The sequence below is a fragment of the Streptomyces sp. NPDC059852 genome (assembly GCF_042731455.1).
Classification (GTDB): domain Bacteria; phylum Actinomycetota; class Actinomycetes; order Streptomycetales; family Streptomycetaceae; genus Streptomyces.
In genome coordinates, this window is the sequence record NZ_JBHWJK010000025.1 from 48,338 (window position 1) to 69,360 (window position 21,023).

Sequence of the window (21,023 nt, forward strand, 5' to 3'; positions counted from 1 at the left end):
GGGTCAGGTGGCCTCCAGGGTCACCGTGAAGGAGAAGCGGTCGCCGCGGTAGTGGATGACCGCCGCGTCCAGCACCCGGCCGCCCGCGTCGTAGGTGAGGCCGGTGTAGTGCAGGATCGGGCTCAGCAGCGGGACCTGGAGCAGCCTCGCCGTCTCCGGGTCGGCGAGCCGGGCCTCCACGGTGTCCGTGATGCGGCTGATGTCCGCCCCGACGACGTCCCGCAGCACCTTGGTCATCGGCCAGCGCAGCAGGTCGTCCGGGTCGATGCGCGCGGCGAGTTCGGGGCGGACGTAGTTGCGGGCGTGGTTGGTCGGCTCGCCCGTCGTCCCGTCGCTGCGCAGCCGGTGGTACGTCGCCACCTCGTCGAGGTCCGGGAAGTGCTCGGCGACCTCGGCGGGCACCGGGGCCGGGCCGTGGTCCAGCAGTTCGGCCGTCATGCCGGACTGCTGGGCCACGATCGCGTCCACCGAGCCGAGCAGCCGCACCGGTGCGCCACGGCGGGCGTCCGGCTCGATGAAGGTGCCGCGCCGCCGGTGCCGCGTGATCAGCCCCTCGTCCTCCAGCTCCTTCAGGGCCTGGCGCATCGTCAGCACGCTCACGCCGTAGTGCTCCGCGAGCTGCTCCTCGGTGGGCAGGCGCAACGGGTCCTGCGGCCGGCGGCCCAGTATGGAGGCGCGCAGCGACTGCGACACCTGGTACCAGAGCGGCAGTTTGCGGTTCAGGACGATGGAGTCCGGGGCGAAGGGGGTCACGGGCTATCCGTACCTTCCGCGGATCGGTCAGCGCAACGGACGGAAGTGCCGCTCCAGGCCGTCCCAGACGTCGTCGTACCGTCGCTGCAGGTGCTCGGCGCCGGCCGCCTGGGGGGTGAGCGTCACCGGCCAGCGGGTCTCGAACATGAACGCGAGACCGTCGTCGATCTTCTGCGGCTTCAGCTCGGCGGCGCTCGCGCGGTCGAACGTCTCCCGGTCCGGGCCGTGCGCGGACATCATGTTGTGCAGCGAGCCGCCGCCGGGCACGAAGCCCTCCGCCTTGGCGTCGTAGGCGCCCTCGACGAGTCCCATGTACTCGCTCATCACGTTCCGGTGGAAGTACGGCGGCCGGAAGGTGTCCTCGCCGACCAGCCAGCGCGGCGCGAAGACCACGAAGTCGACGCCCGCGAGCCCGGGGGTGTCCGACGGGGACGTCAGCACCGTGAAGATCGACGGGTCGGGGTGGTCGTAGGAGATGGTGCCGATCACATTGAAACGGCGCAGGTCGTAGACGTACGGCACATGGTTGCCGTGCCAGGCGACCACGTCGAGGGGGGAGTGGTCGTAGGTGGCGGTCCACAGGTTCCCGCAGAACTTGTTCACCACCTCCACCGGGCCCTCGGTGTCCTCGTAGGCGGCCACCGGCGCCTTGAAGTCCCTGGCGTTCGCGAGGCCGTTGGCGCCGATCGGGCCCAGGTCGGGCAGCCGGAACGGCGTGCCATAGTTCTCGCACACATAACCCCGCGCGGAGTCGTCCAGCAGCTCCACACGGAAGCGCACCCCACGAGGGATCAGCGCGATGTGTCCCGGTTCCACATGCAGCAGTCCGAACTCGGTGCGCAGCAGCAGCCCGCCGCGCTCCGGGACGATCAGCAGCTCGCCGTCGGCATCGCTGAAGATCCGGTCCATCGAGGCGTTGGCGTGGTAGAGGTGCACGGCCATCCCGGCGCGCTGGGTGGCGTCGCCGTTGCCGCCGAGCGTCCACAGCCCGGCCAGGAAGTCGGTGCCGGGCGCCGGCTCGGGCAGCGGGTTCCAGCGCAGCCGGTTCGGGTCCGGCACCGTCTCGGTGAAGGGCGCCGTGCGGAGCGCGCCGTTGCCGGTGCGGGTGAACGCCGGGTGCTGGGCGGAGGGGCGGACGCGGTAGAGCCACGAGCGGCGGTTGTGCGCCCGCGGCTCCGTGAACGCCGAACCGCTCAGCTGCTCCGCGTACAGGCCCAGCGGGGCGCGCTGGGGGGAGTTGCGGCCCTCCGGGAGGGCGCCCGGCACCGCCTCCGAGCTGTGCTCGTTGCCGAACCCGGACAGATAGGACAGGCCCTCGGCGGTCTTCCGCGCGTCCCCGCTCATGCTCGCTCCCTCGCGATCCGATTCCTATGCTTCACCGTAGGATTGCGGTTCGCCGTGCGCAAGAGATCGGCCCGACTCGTCCGTAAGGATCCGCCGGGAGCCCGCCCCCCTACTCCGCGAGGCGGACACGGACCCGACTCAAGGGGGATCCCGGCTGTCAGACCCGTGTTCTAGTCTCCGGGCATGTCGTGGACACGGTCCCTTTCCGCGGCCCTCGTGGCCGCCCTCCTGCTGGCCGGATCGGCCGCCTGCGGCTCCGGCACGCCCGGAGGGCAGGACGGCATCGCCTCCTCGCCCGTCGGCAAGGTCCTGGACGACACGGACGGCGAGGGCCGGCACTACCGCGAGGTCGAGGAGAAGGACGCACCCGGCGTCGGCATCGAGGTGCAGCCCGACCCGGCCCGCGCCGGCGACTGGGACGTCCGGCTGACCCTCCGGAACTTCCGTTTCTCGCCCGCGGGCACGGGCGCGGAGCCCACCGCCGGGCGGGGCATGGCCCACCTCCTCGTGGACGGCCGCCTCGTCACCGAGTTGCGCACCGACCGGTACCGCATCCCCGCCTCCCTCGTCCCGCGCGGCACCCATCAGGTCACCGTCCGCCTCTACGCCGACGACGGCACGGTGTGGGCGGTGGGCGACGAGCCCGTCGAGCGGACGGCCGACATCACCGCCTCCGAGGCGGAGGCGACGGGCAGTCCGGCCCCGTGACGGGGTGCTCCGGGCGCCCGGGGGCCGATGTTCACCGGGGCGCGGCCGAGGGGCATCATGTGGGCGTGCCCCATCCCGCATCGCTCCGCCGGGCGCCCGTGCAGCGGCGCAGCGCCGAACGGCTCACCAGGATCCTGGACGCCTGCGCCGACCTCCTCGACGAGGTCGGCTACGACGACCTGAGCACCCGGGCCGTCGCCCAGCGCGCGGGCGTCCCCATCGGCTCGGTCTACCGGTTCTTCGGCAACAAACGCCAGATGGCCGACGCCCTGGCCGCGCGCAACCTGGAGCGCTACAGCGCCCGCGTCACCGAGCGCCTGAAGGAAACCGGCGGAGGCTGGCAGGGCGCGCTGGACGCCCTCCTGGACGAGTACGTGGCCATGAAGCGCACCGCGCCCGGGTTCTCCCTCGTCGACTTCGGCAACCAGATCCCGGTCGGCACCCGGGGCGAGCCCAACCGCCGCGTCGCCGACCGGCTCACCGACCTGCTCGCCGGCCACCTCGGCCAGGAACCGGACGACGACCTGCGCCGGACCTTCCTCGTCGCCGTGGAGACCGCCGACACCCTCGTCCACCTCGCCTTCCGGATGGCACCGGAGGGCGACGAGCGGATCCTCCAGGAGGCGCGGGAGCTGCTGGGGGCGTATCTCGGCCGCGTCCTGGACTGAGGGCTGCCGCCCGGGCTCAGGGCTCGCCACCGTTGGACCGGCGACCGATGCCCCGCCCGGGGGCTCCCCACCATGCGTACCGGTCGGTATGCTCGGCGCACGGCGGCGCGCACCGCCGCCGTCACCCACCCCGGGAGGACCCGTGTCCCGCACCGCACTGCGCATCTGCCCCCTGTGCGAGGCCACCTGCGGCCTGACGCTCACCATCGAGGGGACCGAGGTCACCGGCGCCCGCGGCGACCGCGACGACGTCTTCAGCAAGGGGTTCATCTGCCCCAAGGGCGCCGCCTTCGGCGCCGTCGACGCCGACCCCGACCGGCTGCGCACCCCGCTCGTGCGCCGGGACGGTGTCCTGCGCGAGGCCACCTGGGAGGAGGCCTTCGACGCCGTGGCCGCCGGCCTGCGCGCGGTCGTCGACCGGGACGGACCGGACGCCGTGGGGATCGTGCTCGGCAACCCCAACGTGCACACCATGGCCGGCGCCCTCTACCCGCCGGTCCTCATCGCCGGCCTGCGCACCCGCAGCCTGTTCACCGCCTCCACGGCCGACCAGATGCCCAAGCACGTCTCCAGCGGACTCCTCTACGGCGACGCCAACGCGATCCCCGTCCCGGACCTCGACCACACCGCGCACCTGCTGCTGATCGGGGCCAACCCGCTGGAGTCCAACGGCAGTCTGTGCACCGCCCCCGACTTCCCCGGCCGGCTGAAGGCCCTCAAGGCCCGCGGCGGCACCCTCACCGTCGTCGACCCGCGCCGCACCCGCACCGCCCGGCTCGCCGACCGGCACATCGCCATCCGGCCCGGCACGGACGCGCTGCTCCTCGCGGCCATCGCGCACACCCTGTTCGAGGAGGACCTCGCCGACCCGGGGGACCTCACCCCGCACCTCCAGGGCCTCGACGAACTCCGGGAGGCGCTGCGGGACTTCACCCCCGAGGCCGCCGCCGGGGCGTGCGACGTGGACGCCGGGACCATCCGGACCCTCGCCCGGGAGCTCGCCGCCGCCCCCACCGCCGCCGTCTACGGGCGCATCGGCAGCTGCACCGTCCCGCACGGCACCCTGGCCAGCTGGCTCGTGGACGTCTGCACCCTTCTCACCGGCAACCTCGACCGCCCCGGCGGCGCCCTCTTCCCGCAGGCCGCCACCGACCGCACGCCCCGCCCCGCCGGACCCGGCCACGGCTTCGCGCTCGGACGCTGGCGCTCCCGGGTGAGCGGCCACCCCGAGGCCAAGGGCGAACTGCCGCTGTCCGCGCTCGCCGAGGAGATCGACACCGTCACCGACGAGGGCACGCCCGTCCGCGCCCTGATCGCCGTCGCCGCCAACCCCGTGCTCTCCGCGCCCGACGGCGACCGCCTCGACAAGGCGCTGGACTCCCTGGAGTTCATGGTCAGCGTGGACCCCTACCTCAACGAGACCTCCCGGCACGCGCACGTGGTCCTCCCGCCGCCCCCGCCGTCGCAGAGCCCGCACCACGACTTCGCCTTCAACACCCTCGCCGTACGCAACCAGGTCCGCTACACCCGGCCCGCGGTCCCGCTCGAGCCGGGCCGCATGGCCGAGACCGAGATCATGGCCAGGCTCGTCCTGGCCGCGACCGGCCTGCACGGCACCGACCCCTCCGCCGTGGACGACATGGTGATCGGGCAGACCCTCGGCAAGGCCGTCACCGAACCGCACTCCCCGGTCCACGGCCGCGACCCGCGCGAACTCGCCGACCGGCTCACGGGCGTCAGCGGTCCCGAGCGGCGCCTCGACATGATGCTGCGCCTCGGCCCCTACGGTGACGGCTTCGGCGCCCGCCCGGACGGGCTCACCCTCGACCGGCTCCTCGCGCACCCGCACGGCATCGACCTCGGGCCTCTCGCCTCCCGGCTGCCGCAGCCGCTGAAGACCGCCAGCGGCAAGGTGGAGCTGCTGCCCGGCCCCCTCGCGGGCGACCTGCCCCGGCTCAGGGCGGCCCTGCGCGAGCGCCCCGACGGGCTCGTCCTGGTCGGCCGCCGGCATCTGCGCTCCAACAACAGCTGGATGCACAACGTGCCCGCCCTCACCGGCGGTTCCAACCGCTGCACCCTGCACATCCACCCCGACGACGCCGAACGCCTCGGCGTCCGCGACGGGGCACCCGTACGCCTCAAGGGCGCCGGGGGAGAGGTGACCGCGCCCGCCGAGGTCACCGACGCCGTGCGCCCCGGCGTGGTGAGCCTGCCGCACGGCTGGGGCCACGACCGCCCCGGCACCCGGCTCGGCCACGCCTCAGGCGACCCCGGAGTCAACGTCAACCAGCTCCTCGACGGCCGCGCGCTCGACCCGCTGTCCGGCAACGCGGTGCTCAACGGCGTGCCCGTCGAGGTGTCACCGGTGGCCGAAACGATCAGCGCGCTGACCTGAGCAAAGCTCTGACCTGGAGTTCTGCGCTTATTGCTCGCATGTCAACGTCTTGTTAAGGCTGTTCGGCGGGACCTAACGTCCAACGCACCGCCGGCCCTGGTGGGTCGTTCAAGGGCGAACGTTAGGTATCCACTCATGCTGACCCTTCTCGGCTTCGCCATGATCGCGACCTTCCTGGTCCTGATCATGATGAAGAAGATGTCCCCGATCGCGGCACTCGTGCTGATCCCGGCCGCGTTCTGCGTCTTCGTCGGAAAGGGCGCGAAGCTCGGCGACTACGTCATCGACGGCGTCACCGGCCTCGCGCCCACCGCGGCGATGCTCATGTTCGCGATCGTCTACTTCGGGGTGATGATCGACGTCGGCCTGTTCGACCCGATCGTGCGGGGCATCCTGCGGTTCTGCAAGGCCGACCCGATGCGCATCGTCGTCGGCACGGCGGTCCTCGCCGCGGTCGTCTCCCTCGACGGCGACGGCTCGACCACCTTCATGATCACGGTCTCGGCGATGTACCCGCTGTACAAGCGCCTGAAGATGAGCCTCGTCGTGATGACCGGCGTCGCCGCGATGGCCAACGGCGTGATGAACACGCTGCCTTGGGGCGGCCCGACCGCCCGCGCCGCCACCGCGCTCAAGGTCGACGCCGGCGATGTCTTCGTCCCGATGATCCCGGCCCTCGCCGTCGGCCTGCTGGCCGTCCTCGTCCTGTCGTACGTCCTCGGGGTGCGCGAGCGCAGGCGCCTCGGCATGCTCGCCCCGGACGAGGTCCTGGTGACGGAGAAGGAGCCGGAGACGGTCCTCGTGGGCGCGGGCGGCACCGGTTCCGTTACGGCCGACTCCCCGACGGCCGCTGGGGGTTCCGAGGATGCCGACGACGAGCGCTTCGCCGCGCTCGACCCGGACCGGCCCACCCTGCGCCCCCGCCTGTACTGGTTCAACGCGCTGCTCACGGTCGCCCTGCTCACCGCGATGATCATGGAGCTGCTGCCCATCCCGGTGCTGTTCCTGCTCGGCGCCGCGCTCGCGCTCTCCGTGAATTTCCCGCACATCCCGGACCAGAAGGCCCGCCTGGCTGCCCACGCCGACAACGTCCTCAACGTCTCCGGCATGGTCTTCGCCGCCGCCGTGTTCACCGGGGTCCTCCAGGGCACCGGCATGGTCGACCACATGGCCACATGGATGGTGGACGTCATCCCCGAGGGCATGGGACCGCACATGGCGCTGGTCACCGGCGTGCTGAGCCTCCCGCTCACCTACTTCATGTCCAACGACGGCTTCTACTTCGGCGTCCTGCCCGTCCTCGCCGAGGCCGGCGCCGCCCACGGCGTCACCCCGCTGGAGATGGCCCGCGCCTCCCTGGTCGGCCAGCCGCTGCACATGTCGAGCCCGCTCGTCCCGGCCGTCTACGTCCTCGTCGGCATGGCCAAGGTCGAGTTCGGCGACCACACCCGGTTCGTGGTCAAGTGGGCCGCGCTCACCTGCCTCGTCGTCCTCGCGGCGGGCGTCCTCTTCGGCACCGTCTGACCCGCTCCACGGAGGAATTCGCTCATGGCGCCCGGTGGGAACCGCAGCTGGCTGCTCCGCCTCGTCATCGCCTTCAGCTTCGCGCAGGGGGCGGTGTCGATGGCCCGGCCCGCCGTCTCCTACCGGGCCCTCGCGCTCGGCGCCGACGAGCGGGCGGTCGGCGTGATCGCGGGGGTGTACGCCCTGCTCCCGCTGTTCGCGGCGGTCCCCCTGGGCCGCCGCACCGACCACGGGCGCTGCGCCCCGCTGCTGCCCGTCGGCGTCGTGCTGATCTCCGGCGGCTGCGCGCTGAGCGGCCTGGCCGGCTCGCTGGGGGCGATGGCCGTCTGGAGCGGGGTGATGGGCCTCGGGCACCTCTGCTTCGTCATCGGCGCGCAGTCCCTCGTCGCCCGGCAGTCCGCCCCGCACGAACAGGACCGCAACTTCGGGCACTTCACCATCGGCGCCTCGCTCGGCCAGCTCGTCGGGCCGATCGCGGCGGGCGCGCTGATCGGCGGCCCGGACCGGGCGCACGGCAGCGCGCTCGCCCTGCTGGTGGCGGGCGCCGGATGCGCGGTCGCGCTCTCCTCGCTGTGGCGCATAGAGAGCCGTACGGCCGCCGAGTCCCGGAAGGCGCCCGGCGACCGTGTGCCCGTCCGGCGCATCCTGCGCTCCCGCGGCGTCCCCGCCGGCATCCTCGTCAGCCTCTCCGTGCTCTCCGCCACCGACGTCCTCACCGCCTACCTCCCGGTGGTCGGCGAGCACCGGGGCATCGCACCCTCCGTGATCGGGGTGCTGCTCAGCCTGCGCGCCGCGGCGACCATCGCCTGCCGTCTGGTCCTCACGCCCCTGCTGCGGCTCCTCGGCCGCACGGCGCTGCTGACGGTCACCTGTCTGTTCGGCGGCCTGCTGTGCGCGGGCGTGGCGCTGCCGGTGCCGGTGTGGGCGCTCGCGGCGATGCTGACGGTGCTCGGCTTCTGCCTGGGCGTCGGCCAGCCGCTGTCCATGACGACGGTCGTCCAGGCGGCCCCCGAGGGCGCCCGCTCCACCGCCCTCGCGCTGCGGCTGACCGGCAACCGCCTCGGGCAGGTCGCCGCCCCGGCGTCGGCGGGCCTGGTGGCGGGACTGGCCGGGGTGGCGGCGCCGTTCGTGATGCTCGGCGCGCTGCTGCTGGTCTCGGCGGGGACGGCGCTGCGCTCACCCGCGCGGCCGTCCGGGGAGGCGGGGGACGGCGGCGCGCGACGCGGGCCGAAGGCCGTATTGCGTCGAAAGAGTGGTATCTGATGGGCCGTAAGGCCCTGCTTCCACGATCTTGACGGCAGATGTGAAAGAGAGTCAGAGACGAGCGATTTGTACGAAAATCGTCTGACTCGGAGGACTCGCATGCCCACCACGCCTCTTCGACGCCGAGCCGCGCGCATCGCCGCCGTCACGGCGCTCACCGCCGCGCTGAGCCCGCTCACCGGGCTGCCGTCCGCCGGTGCCGTCGCTCCGATGGCCCCCGGGGACAACGGCACCGTCAAGATCCACACGGCGCCGTGGGACGGGGTCCGGCGCACGGACTACGGCGACGCCATCGACGAGCCCAGGGTCTGCCGCTTCTACCTCGACCTCGCGAACTTCGCGGGGGTCGGCACGGTGACCTGGAACATCGTGCCCCAGCCGGCGGTCCCGAGCGGGGCCACGCTCAACGGCACCGTCAGCATCGATGCGAGGACGGGCGTCGGGCACAGCGAGGACCTGACGCTGCCGGACGGCCAGTACCGGCTGACCTGGGAGTTCACGGGCGCCACCGCCCCCAACCGGGACAAGACCTTCACCGTCGACTGCCGGGCCTCCATGTCGACCCCCTCGCCCGCCCCGCAGGGCGGACCGGCCGCCGGCGGTGGCGGGATCGCCCGTGACCAGGCCTTCACCACGGTCGCCGGCGCCGCCGCCGTCGGCCTGACCGCCGTGGGCGGGGTGATGTGGTTCCGGCTCCGTCGCCGTTCGCATGGCGCGTAGAAGGCGCCGGCCCTGGTACCGCAGGCGCGCCTACCGGCTGGCCAGGACGGCGGTCCTCACCGTCGTCCTGGTGATGGCCGGCAACCGCATCGTCCACCGGGAGGGCCACGGAGCCGGCACCGCCGCGCCGGCTCCGGCGCCCCGGGCCGTCGAGGCCGGTGACGCGCGCCCCGGTGTCGCCGGCCCCGCCACCACCCCCGCCCCGCCCCCCTCCGCACGCCCCCGGACCACCGCCGCGACCCCGGCCCCGCGTCCGGCCCGTACGTCCGTGGCGCCCCGCACGCTGCCCCGCTCCCGGGCGACCCGTATCGTCATCCCCTACATCGGCGTGGACGCCGACCTCATGGACCTGGGCCTGGACAGCGAGCGCCGGCTGACCACACCGCCCGAGGACAAGCCCGAACTGGCCGGCTGGTACACGGACGGGCCGTCCCCCGGGGAGCCCGGCACCGCCGTCGCCGTGGGGCACCTGGACACCAACACCGGCCCCGCCGTCTTCGGCGGCCTCGGCGAGCTCAAGCGCGGCAAGCGGGTGGAGGTCCGGCGCGCCGACGGGCGTACCGCCGTCTACACGGTCGACGCCATCAAGGCGTACGAGAAGGACAAGTTCCCCAACCGGCTGGTGTACGGCACGCGCAACCGCCCCGAGCTGCGGCTCATCACCTGCGGCGGCACCTACGACCGCAGGACCGGCTACTCGGGCAACGTGGTCGTCTTCGCGCATCTCACGGGCACCCGCGAACCCGCGCGCAAGGGCTGAACGGGAGCGTCCGCTTTCTCACGTGGTGGACCGCGCCGCCCGATCCCGCCCGTTCCCTTCCCCCGGCCGCACACATTCCGTTAACTTCCGTGACTCACACGCCCCGTACGACCCGCACGAGGCGAACCAGTGAGCCGCCGGGGGCAGCCGCCATGACACGCGCCATCTCTCTGCACGCCGTGAGCAAGTCGTACACGCGGGGCGCCCGCGTCGTCGACCGGCTGTCGCTGGACATCCGGCCCGGTGAGTTCCTCGTCCTCCTCGGGCCCTCCGGCTGCGGCAAGTCCACCGTGCTCCGCATGATCGCCGGCCTGGAGGAGATCGACGACGGCGAACTGCTCCTGGACGGCGAGCACGCCAACGACCTGCTGCCCGCGGACCGCCGGATGGCCATGGTCTTCCAGAACTTCGCGCTCTACCCGAGCATGACCAGCCGCGACAACATCGGCTTCCCGCTGCGCATCGAGGCGCCCGGCGCCGACCCCCGGCCGCGGGTCGAGGCCACCGCCCGGATGCTCGGCATCGAGGAACTGCTCGACCGGTTCCCCGGCCAGCTCTCCGGCGGGGAGCGCCAGCGCGTCGCCATGGGCCGCGCCATCGCCCGCCGCCCCACCGCGTTCCTGATGGACGAGCCGCTGTCCAACCTGGACGCCAAACTCCGCAACCACTTGCGCGCCGAGATATCGGGCCTGACCCGCACGCTCGGCGTCACCACGGTCTACGTCACCCACGACCAGTCCGAGGCCATGTCGCTCGGCGACCGCGTGGCCGTCCTGCGCGGCGGCGTCCTCCAGCAGGTCGGCACCCCGCGCACGGTGTACGCCCTGCCCCGCAACGTCTTCGTCGCCGCCTTCATCGGCACCCCGCGCATCAACCTGCTGCGCGGCGTCGTGCGCGCCCCCCTCGACGGCGCCATGACCATCAGCCTCGGCAAGCAGTTCCTGCGGCTGCCCGAACCCCTCAGCCTGGACCACCAGTTGCTCCGGGTCCAGCAGGGCCGCGAGGTCATCGTGGGCCTGCGCTCCGAGGCCGTGCGGATCGGCGACCGGGCGACCGCCCGTCCCGGCGAGACGCACATCACGGGCCTGGTCGAACATGTGGAGTTCCAGGGGCACGAGATGCTCGTCCACTTCAACACCGGTTCCCGCCCCGCCGTCGTCCCCGACCTGGAGGCGCCGCGCCCCGCCCCGCCGAACCGGCGGCGCCGCCGGGAGGGCGGCACCGTGCTGGAGCGGCTGCGCGGCCGGGTGGACACCCTGCGGGCCGGTCCGGTGGTGACCGTGGAGGAACCCGACGGCCCGGCCGAGGAGCCGGCACCGCCCGAGGGGCGCCTTCCGGGCGATCTCATCGTGCGCACCACCCCCGATCTCGCGCTGCGGCACGGGATGCAGGTGCCGCTGCTCGTGGACATCGCCCACCTGTTCGTCTTCGATCAGCACGGCGACCGGATCTGCCCCGCCCCGGCGCGGCTGCCCGACCTGGAGGAGTGACCGGGCGAGGGTGGGTCCCGGATCAGGCCGATCCCCGGGGGTCCCTGGCGCGCTAAAACTATCGCCGCTAGTTTATGAACCGGATGACCCCAGCCGGAACGACGAACGCGGCGGCGGCCGGTCGACGGCCCGCCCCGGGAGGAACCGCCATGAAGGCACACGACGGCATGTACATCGACGGAGCCTGGCGCCCCGCCGCGGGCCAGGACGTCATCGAGGTGGTGAACCCGGCCGACGAGCAGGTCCTCGGCACGGTCCCGGCCGGCACCGCCGCCGACGTCGACGCTGCCGTACGGGCCGCCCGGGCCGCGCTGCCGGGCTGGGCCGCCACCCCGCCCGCCGAGCGCGCCGCCCGGCTGACCGCGCTGCGGGACGTCCTCGACGCCCGCCGGGACGAGATCGCCACGACGGTGACGGCCGAGCTCGGCGCCCCGCTGAAGTTCTCCCAGGCCGTCCACGCGGCCGTGCCGATCGCGGTGGCCGGCTCGTACGCGGAGCTCGCGGGCACGTACGCGTTCGAGGAGAAGGTCGGCAACTCGACCGTGTACCACGAGCCGATCGGCGTGGTCGGCGCCATCACGCCCTGGAACTACCCGCTCCACCAGATCGTCGCCAAGGCCGCCCCGGCGCTGGCCGCCGGCTGCACGATCGTCGTGAAGCCCGCCGAGAACACCCCGCTGGTCGCCCAGCTGTTCGCCGAGGCGGTGCACGAGGCTGGGGTCCCCGCGGGTGTCTTCAACCTGGTCACCGGGCTCGGCCCGGTCGCCGGGCAGGCCCTCGCCGAGCACCCGGGCGTCGATCTGGTCTCCTTCACCGGCTCCACGGCCGTCGGGCGGCGGATCGCGTCGGTGGCGGGCGCCGCCGTCAAGAAGGTCGCCCTGGAGCTGGGCGGCAAGTCCGCCAACGTCGTCCTGCCGGGCGCCGACCTGGCCAAGGCGGTCAACGTCGGGGTCGCCAACGTGATGTCCAACTCCGGCCAGACCTGCAGCGCCTGGACCCGCATGCTGGTCCACCGCGACCAGTACGACGAGGCGGTCGAGCTGGCCGCGCAGGCCGCCGCGAAGTACGGCGAGCGCATCGGCCCCGTGGTCAGCGCCCGGCAGCAGGAGCGGGTGCTCGGCTACATCGAGAAGGGCGTCGCCGAAGGGGCCCGGCTGGTGGCGGGCGGCCCGCAAGCGCCGCGCGAGAAGGGCTACTTCGTCAGCCCGACCGTCTTCGCCGACGTCGCTCCCGACATGACGATCGCTCAGGAGGAGATCTTCGGGCCGGTCCTGTCGATCCTGCGGTACGAGGACGAGGAGGACGCCCTGCGGATCGCCAACGGGACCGTCTACGGTCTCGCCGGCGCCGTGTGGGCCGCGGACGAGGCCCGGGCGGTGGCGTTCGCCCGCCGTATGGACACCGGTCAGGTCGACATCAACGGGGGCCGTTTCAACCCGCTGGCCCCCTTCGGCGGCTACAAGCAGTCGGGCGTCGGCCGGGAACTCGGCGCACACGGCCTCGCCGAGTACCTCCAGACCAAGTCCCTGCAGTTCTGAGGCCCCGCAGTTCCGAGGTCCAACAGTTCTGAGGCCCCGCAGTCCGAGGTCCAACAGTTCTGAGGTCCCGCAGTTCCGAGGTCCAGCAGTTCTGAGGCCCCGCCACCCGTCCTTAGCGCACCGAGGAGTCGTCCGTCATGGCCGTCCGCGCCGCCGTCCTGCCCGCCGTCGGGGCCCCGCTCGAGGTCACCGAGATCGTCCTGCCCGACCCCGGACCCGGTCAGGTCCGCGTCCGGCTCGCCGCCGCCGGCGTCTGCCACTCCGACCTGTCCCTGTCCGACGGGACGATGCGCGTCCCCGTCCCCGCCGTGCTCGGCCACGAGGGCGCGGGCACCGTCGTCGCCGTCGGCGAGGGGGTGGCGGGCGTCGCGCCCGGCGACCGGGTCGTCCTGAACTGGGCCCCCTCCTGCGGGAGTTGTCACGCCTGTGGCCTCGGCGAGGTCTGGCTGTGCGCCAACGCGCTCAACGGCGCCGCGAACGTCCACGCCCGCACCAGCGACGGCACCGAGCTCCACCCCGGCCTCAACGTGGCGGCGTTCGCCGAGGAGACCGTCGTCCCGGTGAACTGCGTCCTGCCGCTGCCGGACGGTGTGCCGCTCACCGACGCCGCCCTGCTGGGCTGCGCCGTCCTCACCGGCTACGGCGCCGTGCACCACGCGGCGCGGGTCCGGGCCGGCGAGAGCGTCGCCGTGTTCGGCGTCGGCGGGGTGGGCCTGGCCGCGCTCCAGTCGGCCCGCATCGCGGGCGCCGGACGGATCGTGGCCGTCGACGTCTCCCCGGCGAAGGAGGAGCTGGCGCGCGCGGCGGGCGCCACCGACTACGTCGTCGCCTCCGACAACACCGCCCGGGAGATCCGGGGCCTGACCGGTAGACAGGGCGTGGACGTCTCCGTGGAGTGCGTGGGCCGCGCCGCCACGATCCGCGCCGCCTGGGACTCCACCCGGCGCGGCGGCCGCACCACGGTCGTCGGCATCGGCGGCAAGGACCAGCAGGTCACCTTCAACGCCCTGGAGATCTTCCACTGGGGCCGCACCCTGGCCGGCTGCGTCTACGGCAACTCCGACCCGGCGCGGGACGTGCCCGTCCTCGCCGCGCACGTCCGGGAGGGCCGCCTCGACCTCGGCGCCCTGGTGACGGAGCGGATCGCCCTGGACGGCATCCCGGCCGCCTTCGAGAACATGCTCGCCGGCAAGGGAGGCCGCGCCCTGGTCGTCTTCTGACCGGTCCCGGTGGTCAGGTCCCCGGTCACAGCGACTCGTGGGTCCGCCCGGTGCGCGGCGCCTTCGCCACCACCCGGGCGGACCGCGCGCCCGACCGCGACACGGCGACACCCGCCAGGCACAGCCCTCCGCCCGCCAGCGTGAACAGCCCCGGCACCTCGTCCAGCGCCAGCCACGACATCAGCACCACCAGCGCGGGCACCGCGTAGGTCGTCGCGCCCATCCGGCTGGCGGTCGTGCGGGCCAGGGCGTACGCCCAGGTGGTGAAGGCCAGCGCGAGCGAGAACACCCCCAGGTAGACCATGTGGAGCGTGGCCGGCAGGGAGGCGTGCGCCACGTCCGTGACCAGCCGGCCGGCGAACGGCAGGCACAGCACGGCGCCCACCAGGCACCCGTACGTCGTCACCTGCAGGGCGCTCGCGTGACCCAGCGCGGGCTTCTGCGCCACGACCCCGCCCGCGTACCCGACGGCGGCCAGCAGGCACAGGCCCACGCCCAGCACCGAGGAGCCGCCCCCACCGGACATCGACACGCCCACGGTCACCGCTCCGGCGAAGGAGACCGCCATCCCGGCCAGCAGCCGTGGCGGCATCGGGTCCCCGAGCAGCCGGGCGCCCAGCAGGGCGATGAGCAGGGGCCCGACGTTCACCACGAGGGCCGCCGTGCCGGCGTCGACCTCCTGCTCGCCCCAGTTCAGCACCACGCTGTAGAGGCCGAACCAGAGAAGGCCCGATATCGCGACACCGGGCCAGGCCGCCCGGGGCGGCGGCCCCTCCCGCCGGATCAGGCACAGGGCGCCCAGCACCACGGCGCCGACGAGCAGCCGTCCGAGCGCGAGCGCGCCCGGCGAGTACTCCTCGCCGGCGCGGCGGATCGACACGAACGCCGAGGCCCACAGCACGACGGTGACGGTGGCGGCGCCCGCGGCCAGCAGTGCGGTACGGCGGGACGGAGAGGCGGGGGAGGAGGTCATCATGCTCCGAGCGTCGGGGAGGGGTCGGGTGGGGACCGTGGACCGTGAACGGGGCCCGGGGGATCGTGGACCGGGAACGGGGCCCGGGGAAAGCGGTTTTCGGACGGCGGCCCTCAGCACAGGGAGGCCGCCTCGACGCCGAGCAGGTCGAGGAGGGCCCGCTCACCGGCGGCGGTCACCTTCACGGCCCGCTCCGAGCCGATCCGAACGCACCACCCGGCGTCCAGCGCGTGCCGGCACAGGGCGGCGCCCGCGACCCCGGCGAGATGCGGCCGGCGTTCGGTCCAGTCGAGGCAGGCGCGGGCCAGCGGGCGGCGGCCGGTCCGCTCCAGCGGGATGCCGGCGGCGGCGAACCAGCCGACGCCCGCGTCGGTCAGGGCGAACCCGGTGTCCTGGCGCAGCAGCCCGCGCCCGGTCAGCGCGTCGGTGAGCGTGATGCCGAGCCGCCCGGCGAGATGGTCGTAGCAGGTGCGGGCGCGGGCCATCGCCGAGTGCGCGCCGGCCTCCCGCAGGGTCCGGGGCGCGGGCCGCGCGCCCCGGCTCACCTGGGCCACCAGGTCCTCCACCAGTTGTGCGGTCCGCGCGTCGGCCAGCCGTACGTACCGGTGCCGTCCCTGCCGTTCCTCGGCGAGGAGCCCGCCCGCGACGAGCTTGCCGAGGTGCTCGCTCAGGGTCGACGGGGCGACCCCGGCGTGCCGGGCCAGCTCCCCGGCGGTCCAGGCCCGCCCGTCGAGCAGCGCCAGCAGACAGGCCGCCCGTGTCTCGTCGGCGATGAGCGCCGCCAGCCGGGCGAGCCGCGGTGCCTGGGGTTCCCTGGAGGTCATGCCTCCCAGGATGGGGCACGGACGTTTCGGTCCGCGCCGAAGAGTGCCCCGCCTCAGTTCTGGGCGGTCAGGCGCGCGTACTGCAGGGCCAGCCCGTCCAGCAGGGCGGCGAGGCCCGTCTCGAAGGCCCGCTCGTCGACTTTCTCCTGCTGCTCGGCGAGGAGGTGGGCCTGGCCGAGGTGGGGGTAGTCGGCGGGGTCGTACGCGCTGGCGTCGTCCACGAAGCCGCCCGCGAAGGAGCCGAGGGCCGAACCCATGATGAAGTACCGCATCAGCGCGCCGATGGAGGTGGCCTGCGACGCGGGCCAGCCCGCCTCGACCATCGCGCCGTAGACGGCGTCCGCGAGCCGCAGCGCGGCCGGGCGGCGGCCGGGGCCCCGGGCCAGCACCGGGACGATGTTGGGGTGGTCGCGCAGGGCCGCCCGGTAGGAGACGGCCCAGTCGTGCAGCGCGGTCCGCCAGTCGCGGCCGTCCTCGAACATCGACAGATCGACCTGGGCGCTCACCGAGTCGGCGACCGCCTCCAGGATCTCGTCCTTGGTGCGGAAGTGGTTGTAGAGGGAGGGACCGCTGACGCCCAGCTCGGCGGCGAGCCGGCGCGTGGAGAGAGCCGCCAGGCCCTCCGTGTCCACGAGTTCGCGGGCCGTCGCGACGATCCGGTCGTAGCTGAGGAGGGGCTTGCGCGGTCGGGCCATGGCGCACATAGTAGGGCTGCCCGATGGAAACTAGCAGTGTTAGTTTAATGGTGAGGTGTCCGCCGCATGAACCTGGAGCTCAGCGAGGAGCAGGCCGCCGTCCGCCGGCTGGCCCGGGACTTCGTCGCCCGTGAGATCGCCCCGCACGCCGTCGCCTGGGACCGCGCCGAGGAGGTGGACCGCGCGATCGTCAAGAAGCTCGGCGAGGTGGGCTTCCTGGGCCTGACCATCGACGAGGAGTACGGCGGCTCGGGCGGCGACCATCTCGCGTACTGCCTGGTCACCGAGGAGCTGGGCCGAGGCGACTCGTCCGTGCGCGGCATCGTCTCCGTCTCGCTGGGCCTGGTCGCCAAGACGATCGCGGCCTGGGGGAGCGAGGACCAGAAGCGGCGCTGGCTGCCCGGGCTCACCGCGGGCGAGCTGGTCGGCTGCTTCGGCCTCACCGAGCCCGGCACCGGCTCCGACGCGGGCAGCCTCGCCACCCGGGCCGTACGCGACGGCGACGACTACGTCGTCTCCGGCACCAAGATGTTCATCACCAACGGCACCTGGGCCGACGTCGTGCTGCTCTTCGCCCGCTCCACGGACGCGCCCGGCCACCAGGGCGTCTCCGCTTTCCTGGTGCCCACGGACACGCCCGGCCTGACGCGCCGTACCGTCCACGGCAAGCTCGGCCTGCGCGGCCAGGCCACCGCCGAACTCGTCCTCGACGGGGTGCGGGTGCCCGCGTCGGCGCGGGTGGGGGAGGAGGGCAAGGGCTTCTCCGTCGCCATGTCGGCGCTGGCCAAGGGCCGGATGTCGGTCGCCGCGGGCTGTGTGGGCATCGCCCAGGCCGCGCTCGACGCCGCCGTGGGCTACGCGGGGGAGCGCGAGCAGTTCGGCAAGCCCATCGCCGGGCACCAGCTGGTCCAGGAGCTGATCAGCGACATCGCCGTGGACGTGGACGCGGCCCGGCTGCTGACCTGGCGGGTCGCCGACCTGATCGACCGCGGGCTGCCGTTCGCCGTGGAGTCCTCCAAGGCCAAGCTGTTCGCCTCCGAGGCCGCCGTCCGCGCCGCCAACAACGCCCTGCAGGTCTTCGGCGGTTACGGCTACATCGACGAGTACCCGGTGGGCAAGCTGCTGCGCGACGCCCGGGTGATGACCCTCTACGAGGGCACCAGCCAGATCCAGAAGCTGGTCATCGGCCGGGCGCTCACCGGGGTGTCCGCCTTCTGAGCGCCGGCTGAGGGTTTCTGAGTACCGGCTGAGTACCCCGACGGATACCGGACCGGCCGCGGCGGCCCGAGCATGGGCCCATGAGTGACGCATCGGGCAAGCCCCAGAACACCGCGGCCTTCTACGGCCAGGCCGTCGCCTCCTTCGCGGTCGCCATGGCCGCGACCGCGATCGGCATCTTCAAGCTGAACGCCGACGCCTGGGTCCGGGCCTTCCTGGCGATCGCCGTGCTGTACCTCGTCACCTCCGCGTTCACCCTCGCCAAGGTGATCCGGGACCGCCAGGACGCGACGGCACCGCCCGCCTACCCGCCCTTCCCCAAGCACTGAGGGTCCGGGGCCGCACCGCGCGCTAAGCGCCCGCTCACCTGGGGCGGTATGGTGGAGCCTCGGTCAGCGAGAGGGGCGAGTGAGCGATGAGTACGGCGGAGGACACGGCCGGCGGCGAGACGTCGGCGTGGGGTGAGGTCACGCCCGACGCGGCCCGGCGGCTTCTGATCGCCGCCGTGGAGGCCTTCGCCGAGCGCGGCTACCACGCCACGACGACCCGGGACATCGCGGGCCGCGCGGGCATGAGCCCCGCCGCGCTCTACATCCACTACAAGACCAAGGAGGAGCTCCTCCACCGGATCAGCCGCATCGGCCACGAGAAGGCGCTGGACATCCTGCGCACGGCGGCCCGGGGCGAGGGCACCCCGGCCGAGCGGCTCGCCGACGCGGTCGGCTCCTTCGTCCGCTGGCACGCCGGCGGGCGCACCACCGCCCGGGTCGTGCAGTACGAACTCGACTCGCTGGGCCCCGACGCCCGCGCCGAGATCCTCGCCCTGCGCCGGCAGTGCGACGCCGAGGTGCGCGGGATCATCGAGGACGGCGTGGCGGCCGGCGACTTCGACGTCCTGGACGTCAAGGGCACCACCCTCGCCGTGCTGTCCCTGTGCATCGACGTGGCCCGCTGGTTCAACGTGTCCGGCCCCTGGACGCCCGACGAGGTCGGCGCGCTGTACGCCGACCTCGTGCTGCGGATGGTCGGGGCTAAGTAGCCCCGCTCCCCGGGCCGTTCTAGAGGTAGTACCGGGACACGGACTCGGCCACGCAGACCGGCTTGTCCCCGCCCTCGCGCTCCACGGTGAAGGCGACGCCGACCTGCACCCCGCCCGGCACGTCCGTGACGTCCGTGATCACGGCGGTGGCGCGCAGCCGCGAGCCGACCGGGACCGGGGCGGGGAAACGCACCTTGTTGGTGCCGTAGTTGACGCCCATCCTCACGCCCTCGACGGCGATCAGCTGCGGGCCGAACAGCGGCAGCAGCGACAGCGTGAGATAGCCGTGGGCGATCGTCGTCCCGAACGGGCCGGCGGCGGCCTTCTCCGGGTCGACGTGGATCCACTGGTGGTCCCCGGTGGCCTCCGCGAACGTGTCGATCCGCTTCTGGTCGACCTCCAGCCAGTCCGTGTACCCCAGCTGCTCGCCCACCGCCGCCTTCAGGTCGTCGGCGCCGGTGAAGATCCTCGGCTCTGCCATGTCCAGGCCTCTCGCGTCACATGTCTCGGAACGGCACTCTAAGCAACTGCTTAGCATGCTAGGCCGGGGGATGCCTGTCAACGGACCGGGGGAGTGACACGGCTGGGTAGGTTGGGGTCGTGCCCCAGATCCCCGAGAAGATTCACGAGCTCACGGTCGGCCAGCTGTCCGCCCGCAGCGGTGCCGCGGTGTCCGCCCTGCACTTCTACGAGTCCAAGGGCCTCATCACCAGCCGCCGCACCTCCGGGAACCAGCGCCGCTACACCCGCGACACCCTGCGCCGCGTCGCCTTCGTGCGGGCCGCGCAGCGTGTCGGCATCCCGCTGGCCACGATCCGGGAGGCGCTCGCCGAACTCCCCGAGGAGCGCACGCCCACCCGGGAGGACTGGGCGCGGCTGTCGGAGGCGTGGCGCTCGGAGCTCGACGAACGCATCAGCCGGCTCAACCGCCTGCGCGACCATCTGACCGACTGCATCGGCTGCGGCTGTCTCTCCCTCGACGGCTGCGTCCTGTCCAACCCCGACGACATCTCCGGTGAACGGCTGACGGGCTCGCGCCTGCTGGCCGAGCGGCGGGGGGACAGGCGACGGCAGGACGCCGACCGCTCCTGACCGCACGTCACCTCGTGCGCGCCCCACCCGGCAGCCATTTCAGCGCCTCGCCCACCAACTCGGCGTTGGACACGGCTCGTTCGCCGCCCGGCAGGAACAGCGTGTCCTCCAGGCCGACGCGGGTCGCCAGCCCCAGCCGGCCCGCCAGCCGCAGCACCGGCCACGCGCCCCCGTCCTCCCCGTGCAGCAGCACCGGGCGGCCGTGGGCGGGCCCCAGGTCGGCGAGCAGCGCCCTGGCCGTCGTCACCGCGCTGTCCGGGTCGGGGTCGGTCACCTCGGCCAGCACCCGCAGCACCTTGGGGCCCAGCGGGGACACGGCGAAGCGTGCGGCGCCGTCCGTGCCGGACCAGATGCCCGCCTCCACGCCCACACCCCGCTCCAGCAGCGCGGCGGCCACCTCCTCGGAGCCCGGCTCGTGCCAGTTGACCGAGGCGTGGTCGGGCAGGGCCGTCCAGTCATGGACGCGGGCCACCCGCGCCGCCGGGTCCGGCTCCGCCCAGGCGCCGGTCGTCACCCCGACCGGCACCCGCACCCGGTCCCGCAGCGCGGTGAGCACCGGGGCCAGCACCCGCCCGGACAGACTGTCCCGCCCGCAGGGGGACTTGGGGTGGACGTGCACATCCGTGGCCCCGGCGGCGACCGCCTCGGCGGCCGACTCCGCGAGGGCCGACGGCGTGAGCGGGACGGCCGTACCGTCGCCCGCTCCCCGTGAACCGTTCAGACAGACCTGGACCATGTCACCGATGGTGCCCGGCCGGCACCGACACCGCGAGGACGCGGCAGCGCGTCCCGAGGGAGG

At 73.6% G+C, this 21,023-nt stretch carries 21 protein-coding genes; 14 read left to right on the forward strand and 7 right to left on the reverse strand.

Translation table 11 applies throughout. From position 1 onward, the window contains the following. Positions 1-3: 3 nt before the first annotated feature. Both ACFV46_RS27020 and hmgA read right to left on the reverse strand, forming a co-directional pair. On the reverse strand, positions 4-753 hold the full coding sequence (locus ACFV46_RS27020) for a GntR family transcriptional regulator (RefSeq protein WP_361931850.1): 750 nt from the start codon (positions 751-753) through the stop codon (positions 4-6). A 27-nt stretch (positions 754-780) separates the two neighbouring features. Beyond that, positions 781-2,097, reverse strand: a complete 1,317-nt coding sequence (gene hmgA / locus ACFV46_RS27025; protein ID WP_385500105.1) for a homogentisate 1,2-dioxygenase — start codon at positions 2,095-2,097, stop codon at positions 781-783. A 183-nt stretch (positions 2,098-2,280) separates the two neighbouring features. Here hmgA and ACFV46_RS27030 point away from each other — a divergent pair, with 183 nt between their 5' ends. From ACFV46_RS27030 to ACFV46_RS27075, 10 genes are all read left to right on the forward strand, one after another. Further along, the gene (locus ACFV46_RS27030) at positions 2,281-2,805 is read left to right on the forward strand and encodes a hypothetical protein (protein WP_376729679.1); all 525 of its coding nucleotides are present in this window, start codon (positions 2,281-2,283) and stop codon (positions 2,803-2,805) included. A gap of 65 nt (positions 2,806-2,870) precedes the next feature. Next, on the forward strand, positions 2,871-3,473 hold the full coding sequence (locus ACFV46_RS27035; RefSeq protein ID WP_385500107.1) for a TetR family transcriptional regulator: 603 nt from the start codon (positions 2,871-2,873) through the stop codon (positions 3,471-3,473). 142 nt (positions 3,474-3,615) lie between these two features. Further along, positions 3,616-5,868 (forward strand): molybdopterin oxidoreductase family protein, encoded by a 2,253-nt coding sequence (locus ACFV46_RS27040; RefSeq protein ID WP_385500110.1) that lies wholly within the window; start codon positions 3,616-3,618, stop codon positions 5,866-5,868. Between the two features lie 99 nt (positions 5,869-5,967). Then, positions 5,968-7,392: a CitMHS family transporter gene (locus tag ACFV46_RS27045; RefSeq protein WP_376729681.1), complete on the forward strand. Its 1,425-nt coding sequence runs from the start codon at positions 5,968-5,970 to the stop codon at positions 7,390-7,392. A 24-nt stretch (positions 7,393-7,416) separates the two neighbouring features. Beyond that, positions 7,417-8,655 carry an MFS transporter gene (locus tag ACFV46_RS27050; RefSeq protein WP_385500112.1) on the forward strand — a complete coding sequence of 413 codons (1,239 nt, stop codon included), beginning with the start codon at positions 7,417-7,419 and terminating at the stop codon, positions 8,653-8,655. Positions 8,656-8,754: 99 nt separating this feature from the next. After that, entirely contained in the window at positions 8,755-9,375 is a 621-nt protein-coding gene (locus ACFV46_RS27055) for a hypothetical protein (RefSeq protein ID WP_361931829.1), read from the forward strand. Beyond that, a complete protein-coding gene (locus tag ACFV46_RS27060; protein ID WP_385500114.1) occupies positions 9,365-10,135 on the forward strand; it encodes a class F sortase in 771 nt (256 codons plus the stop codon). The genes ACFV46_RS27055 and ACFV46_RS27060 overlap by 11 nt, the downstream gene beginning before the upstream one ends. A 152-nt stretch (positions 10,136-10,287) precedes the next feature. Beyond that, positions 10,288-11,625, forward strand: coding sequence for an ABC transporter ATP-binding protein (locus ACFV46_RS27065; RefSeq protein WP_385500116.1), 1,338 nt, complete (start codon positions 10,288-10,290; stop codon positions 11,623-11,625). A gap of 149 nt (positions 11,626-11,774) precedes the next feature. Next, positions 11,775-13,163, forward strand: a complete 1,389-nt coding sequence (locus tag ACFV46_RS27070) for an aldehyde dehydrogenase family protein (RefSeq protein WP_361931820.1) — start codon at positions 11,775-11,777, stop codon at positions 13,161-13,163. A gap of 137 nt (positions 13,164-13,300) precedes the next feature. Beyond that, entirely contained in the window at positions 13,301-14,383 is a 1,083-nt protein-coding gene (locus ACFV46_RS27075) for a Zn-dependent alcohol dehydrogenase (protein WP_385500117.1), read from the forward strand. A 25-nt stretch (positions 14,384-14,408) separates the two neighbouring features. Here ACFV46_RS27075 and ACFV46_RS27080 read toward each other — a convergent pair whose 3' ends face one another. From ACFV46_RS27080 to ACFV46_RS27090, 3 genes are all read right to left on the reverse strand, one after another. Then, positions 14,409-15,359: a DMT family transporter gene (locus ACFV46_RS27080; protein WP_385500118.1), complete on the reverse strand. Its 951-nt coding sequence runs from the start codon at positions 15,357-15,359 to the stop codon at positions 14,409-14,411. Between the two features lie 110 nt (positions 15,360-15,469). Continuing rightward, positions 15,470-16,180 carry an ArsR/SmtB family transcription factor gene (locus tag ACFV46_RS27085; RefSeq protein ID WP_385500120.1) on the reverse strand — a complete coding sequence of 237 codons (711 nt, stop codon included), beginning with the start codon at positions 16,178-16,180 and terminating at the stop codon, positions 15,470-15,472. 53 nt (positions 16,181-16,233) lie between these two features. After that, positions 16,234-16,875, reverse strand: a complete 642-nt coding sequence (locus ACFV46_RS27090; RefSeq protein ID WP_361931809.1) for a TetR/AcrR family transcriptional regulator — start codon at positions 16,873-16,875, stop codon at positions 16,234-16,236. A 66-nt stretch (positions 16,876-16,941) separates the two neighbouring features. On the opposite strand from ACFV46_RS27090, the gene ACFV46_RS27095 reads away from it, so the two are divergent. From ACFV46_RS27095 to ACFV46_RS27105, 3 genes are all read left to right on the forward strand, one after another. Then, positions 16,942-18,093: an acyl-CoA dehydrogenase family protein gene (locus tag ACFV46_RS27095; RefSeq protein WP_385500122.1), complete on the forward strand. Its 1,152-nt coding sequence runs from the start codon at positions 16,942-16,944 to the stop codon at positions 18,091-18,093. An 80-nt stretch (positions 18,094-18,173) separates the two neighbouring features. After that, entirely contained in the window at positions 18,174-18,422 is a 249-nt protein-coding gene (locus ACFV46_RS27100) for a YiaA/YiaB family inner membrane protein (RefSeq protein ID WP_062670800.1), read from the forward strand. An 86-nt stretch (positions 18,423-18,508) separates the two neighbouring features. Beyond that, positions 18,509-19,132, forward strand: coding sequence for a TetR/AcrR family transcriptional regulator (locus tag ACFV46_RS27105; RefSeq protein WP_361931800.1), 624 nt, complete (start codon positions 18,509-18,511; stop codon positions 19,130-19,132). A gap of 19 nt (positions 19,133-19,151) precedes the next feature. On the opposite strand, the gene ACFV46_RS27110 is transcribed toward ACFV46_RS27105, so the two are convergent. Further along, positions 19,152-19,613 (reverse strand): MaoC family dehydratase, encoded by a 462-nt coding sequence (locus ACFV46_RS27110; protein WP_385500123.1) that lies wholly within the window; start codon positions 19,611-19,613, stop codon positions 19,152-19,154. Between the two features lie 119 nt (positions 19,614-19,732). On the opposite strand from ACFV46_RS27110, the gene soxR reads away from it, so the two are divergent. Continuing rightward, complete coding sequence (gene soxR / locus ACFV46_RS27115; protein ID WP_361931795.1) at positions 19,733-20,224, forward strand: redox-sensitive transcriptional activator SoxR; 492 nt, start codon at positions 19,733-19,735, stop codon at positions 20,222-20,224. A 7-nt stretch (positions 20,225-20,231) separates the two neighbouring features. On the opposite strand, the gene ACFV46_RS27120 is transcribed toward soxR, so the two are convergent. Then, complete coding sequence (locus ACFV46_RS27120) at positions 20,232-20,960, reverse strand: 3-keto-5-aminohexanoate cleavage protein (RefSeq protein WP_385500125.1); 729 nt, start codon at positions 20,958-20,960, stop codon at positions 20,232-20,234. Between the last annotated feature and the right edge of the window lie 63 nt (positions 20,961-21,023).

Bases quoted from the DNA above. Each gene is read 5' to 3' on its own strand.
- ACFV46_RS27055 (WP_361931829.1), top strand. From the start codon at position 8,755: ATGCCCACCACGCCTCTTCGACGCCGAGCCGCGCGCATCGCCGCCGTC.
- ACFV46_RS27080 (WP_385500118.1), bottom strand. From the start codon at position 15,359: ATGATGACCTCCTCCCCCGCCTCTCCGTCCCGCCGTACCGCACTGCTG.
- ACFV46_RS27120 (WP_385500125.1), bottom strand. From the start codon at position 20,960: ATGGTCCAGGTCTGTCTGAACGGTTCACGGGGAGCGGGCGACGGTACG.
- ACFV46_RS27060 (WP_385500114.1), top strand. From the start codon at position 9,365: ATGGCGCGTAGAAGGCGCCGGCCCTGGTACCGCAGGCGCGCCTACCGG.
- ACFV46_RS27050 (WP_385500112.1), top strand. From the start codon at position 7,417: ATGGCGCCCGGTGGGAACCGCAGCTGGCTGCTCCGCCTCGTCATCGCC.
- ACFV46_RS27030 (WP_376729679.1), top strand. From the start codon at position 2,281: ATGTCGTGGACACGGTCCCTTTCCGCGGCCCTCGTGGCCGCCCTCCTG.
- ACFV46_RS27100 (WP_062670800.1), top strand. From the start codon at position 18,174: ATGAGTGACGCATCGGGCAAGCCCCAGAACACCGCGGCCTTCTACGGC.
- ACFV46_RS27110 (WP_385500123.1), bottom strand. From the start codon at position 19,613: ATGGCAGAGCCGAGGATCTTCACCGGCGCCGACGACCTGAAGGCGGCG.
- ACFV46_RS27065 (WP_385500116.1), top strand. From the start codon at position 10,288: ATGACACGCGCCATCTCTCTGCACGCCGTGAGCAAGTCGTACACGCGG.
- ACFV46_RS27070 (WP_361931820.1), top strand. From the start codon at position 11,775: ATGAAGGCACACGACGGCATGTACATCGACGGAGCCTGGCGCCCCGCC.
- ACFV46_RS27090 (WP_361931809.1), bottom strand. From the start codon at position 16,875: ATGGCCCGACCGCGCAAGCCCCTCCTCAGCTACGACCGGATCGTCGCG.
- ACFV46_RS27075 (WP_385500117.1), top strand. From the start codon at position 13,301: ATGGCCGTCCGCGCCGCCGTCCTGCCCGCCGTCGGGGCCCCGCTCGAG.
- ACFV46_RS27105 (WP_361931800.1), top strand. From the start codon at position 18,509: ATGAGTACGGCGGAGGACACGGCCGGCGGCGAGACGTCGGCGTGGGGT.
- ACFV46_RS27095 (WP_385500122.1), top strand. From the start codon at position 16,942: ATGAACCTGGAGCTCAGCGAGGAGCAGGCCGCCGTCCGCCGGCTGGCC.
- ACFV46_RS27085 (WP_385500120.1), bottom strand. From the start codon at position 16,180: ATGACCTCCAGGGAACCCCAGGCACCGCGGCTCGCCCGGCTGGCGGCG.
- hmgA (WP_385500105.1), bottom strand. From the start codon at position 2,097: ATGAGCGGGGACGCGCGGAAGACCGCCGAGGGCCTGTCCTATCTGTCC.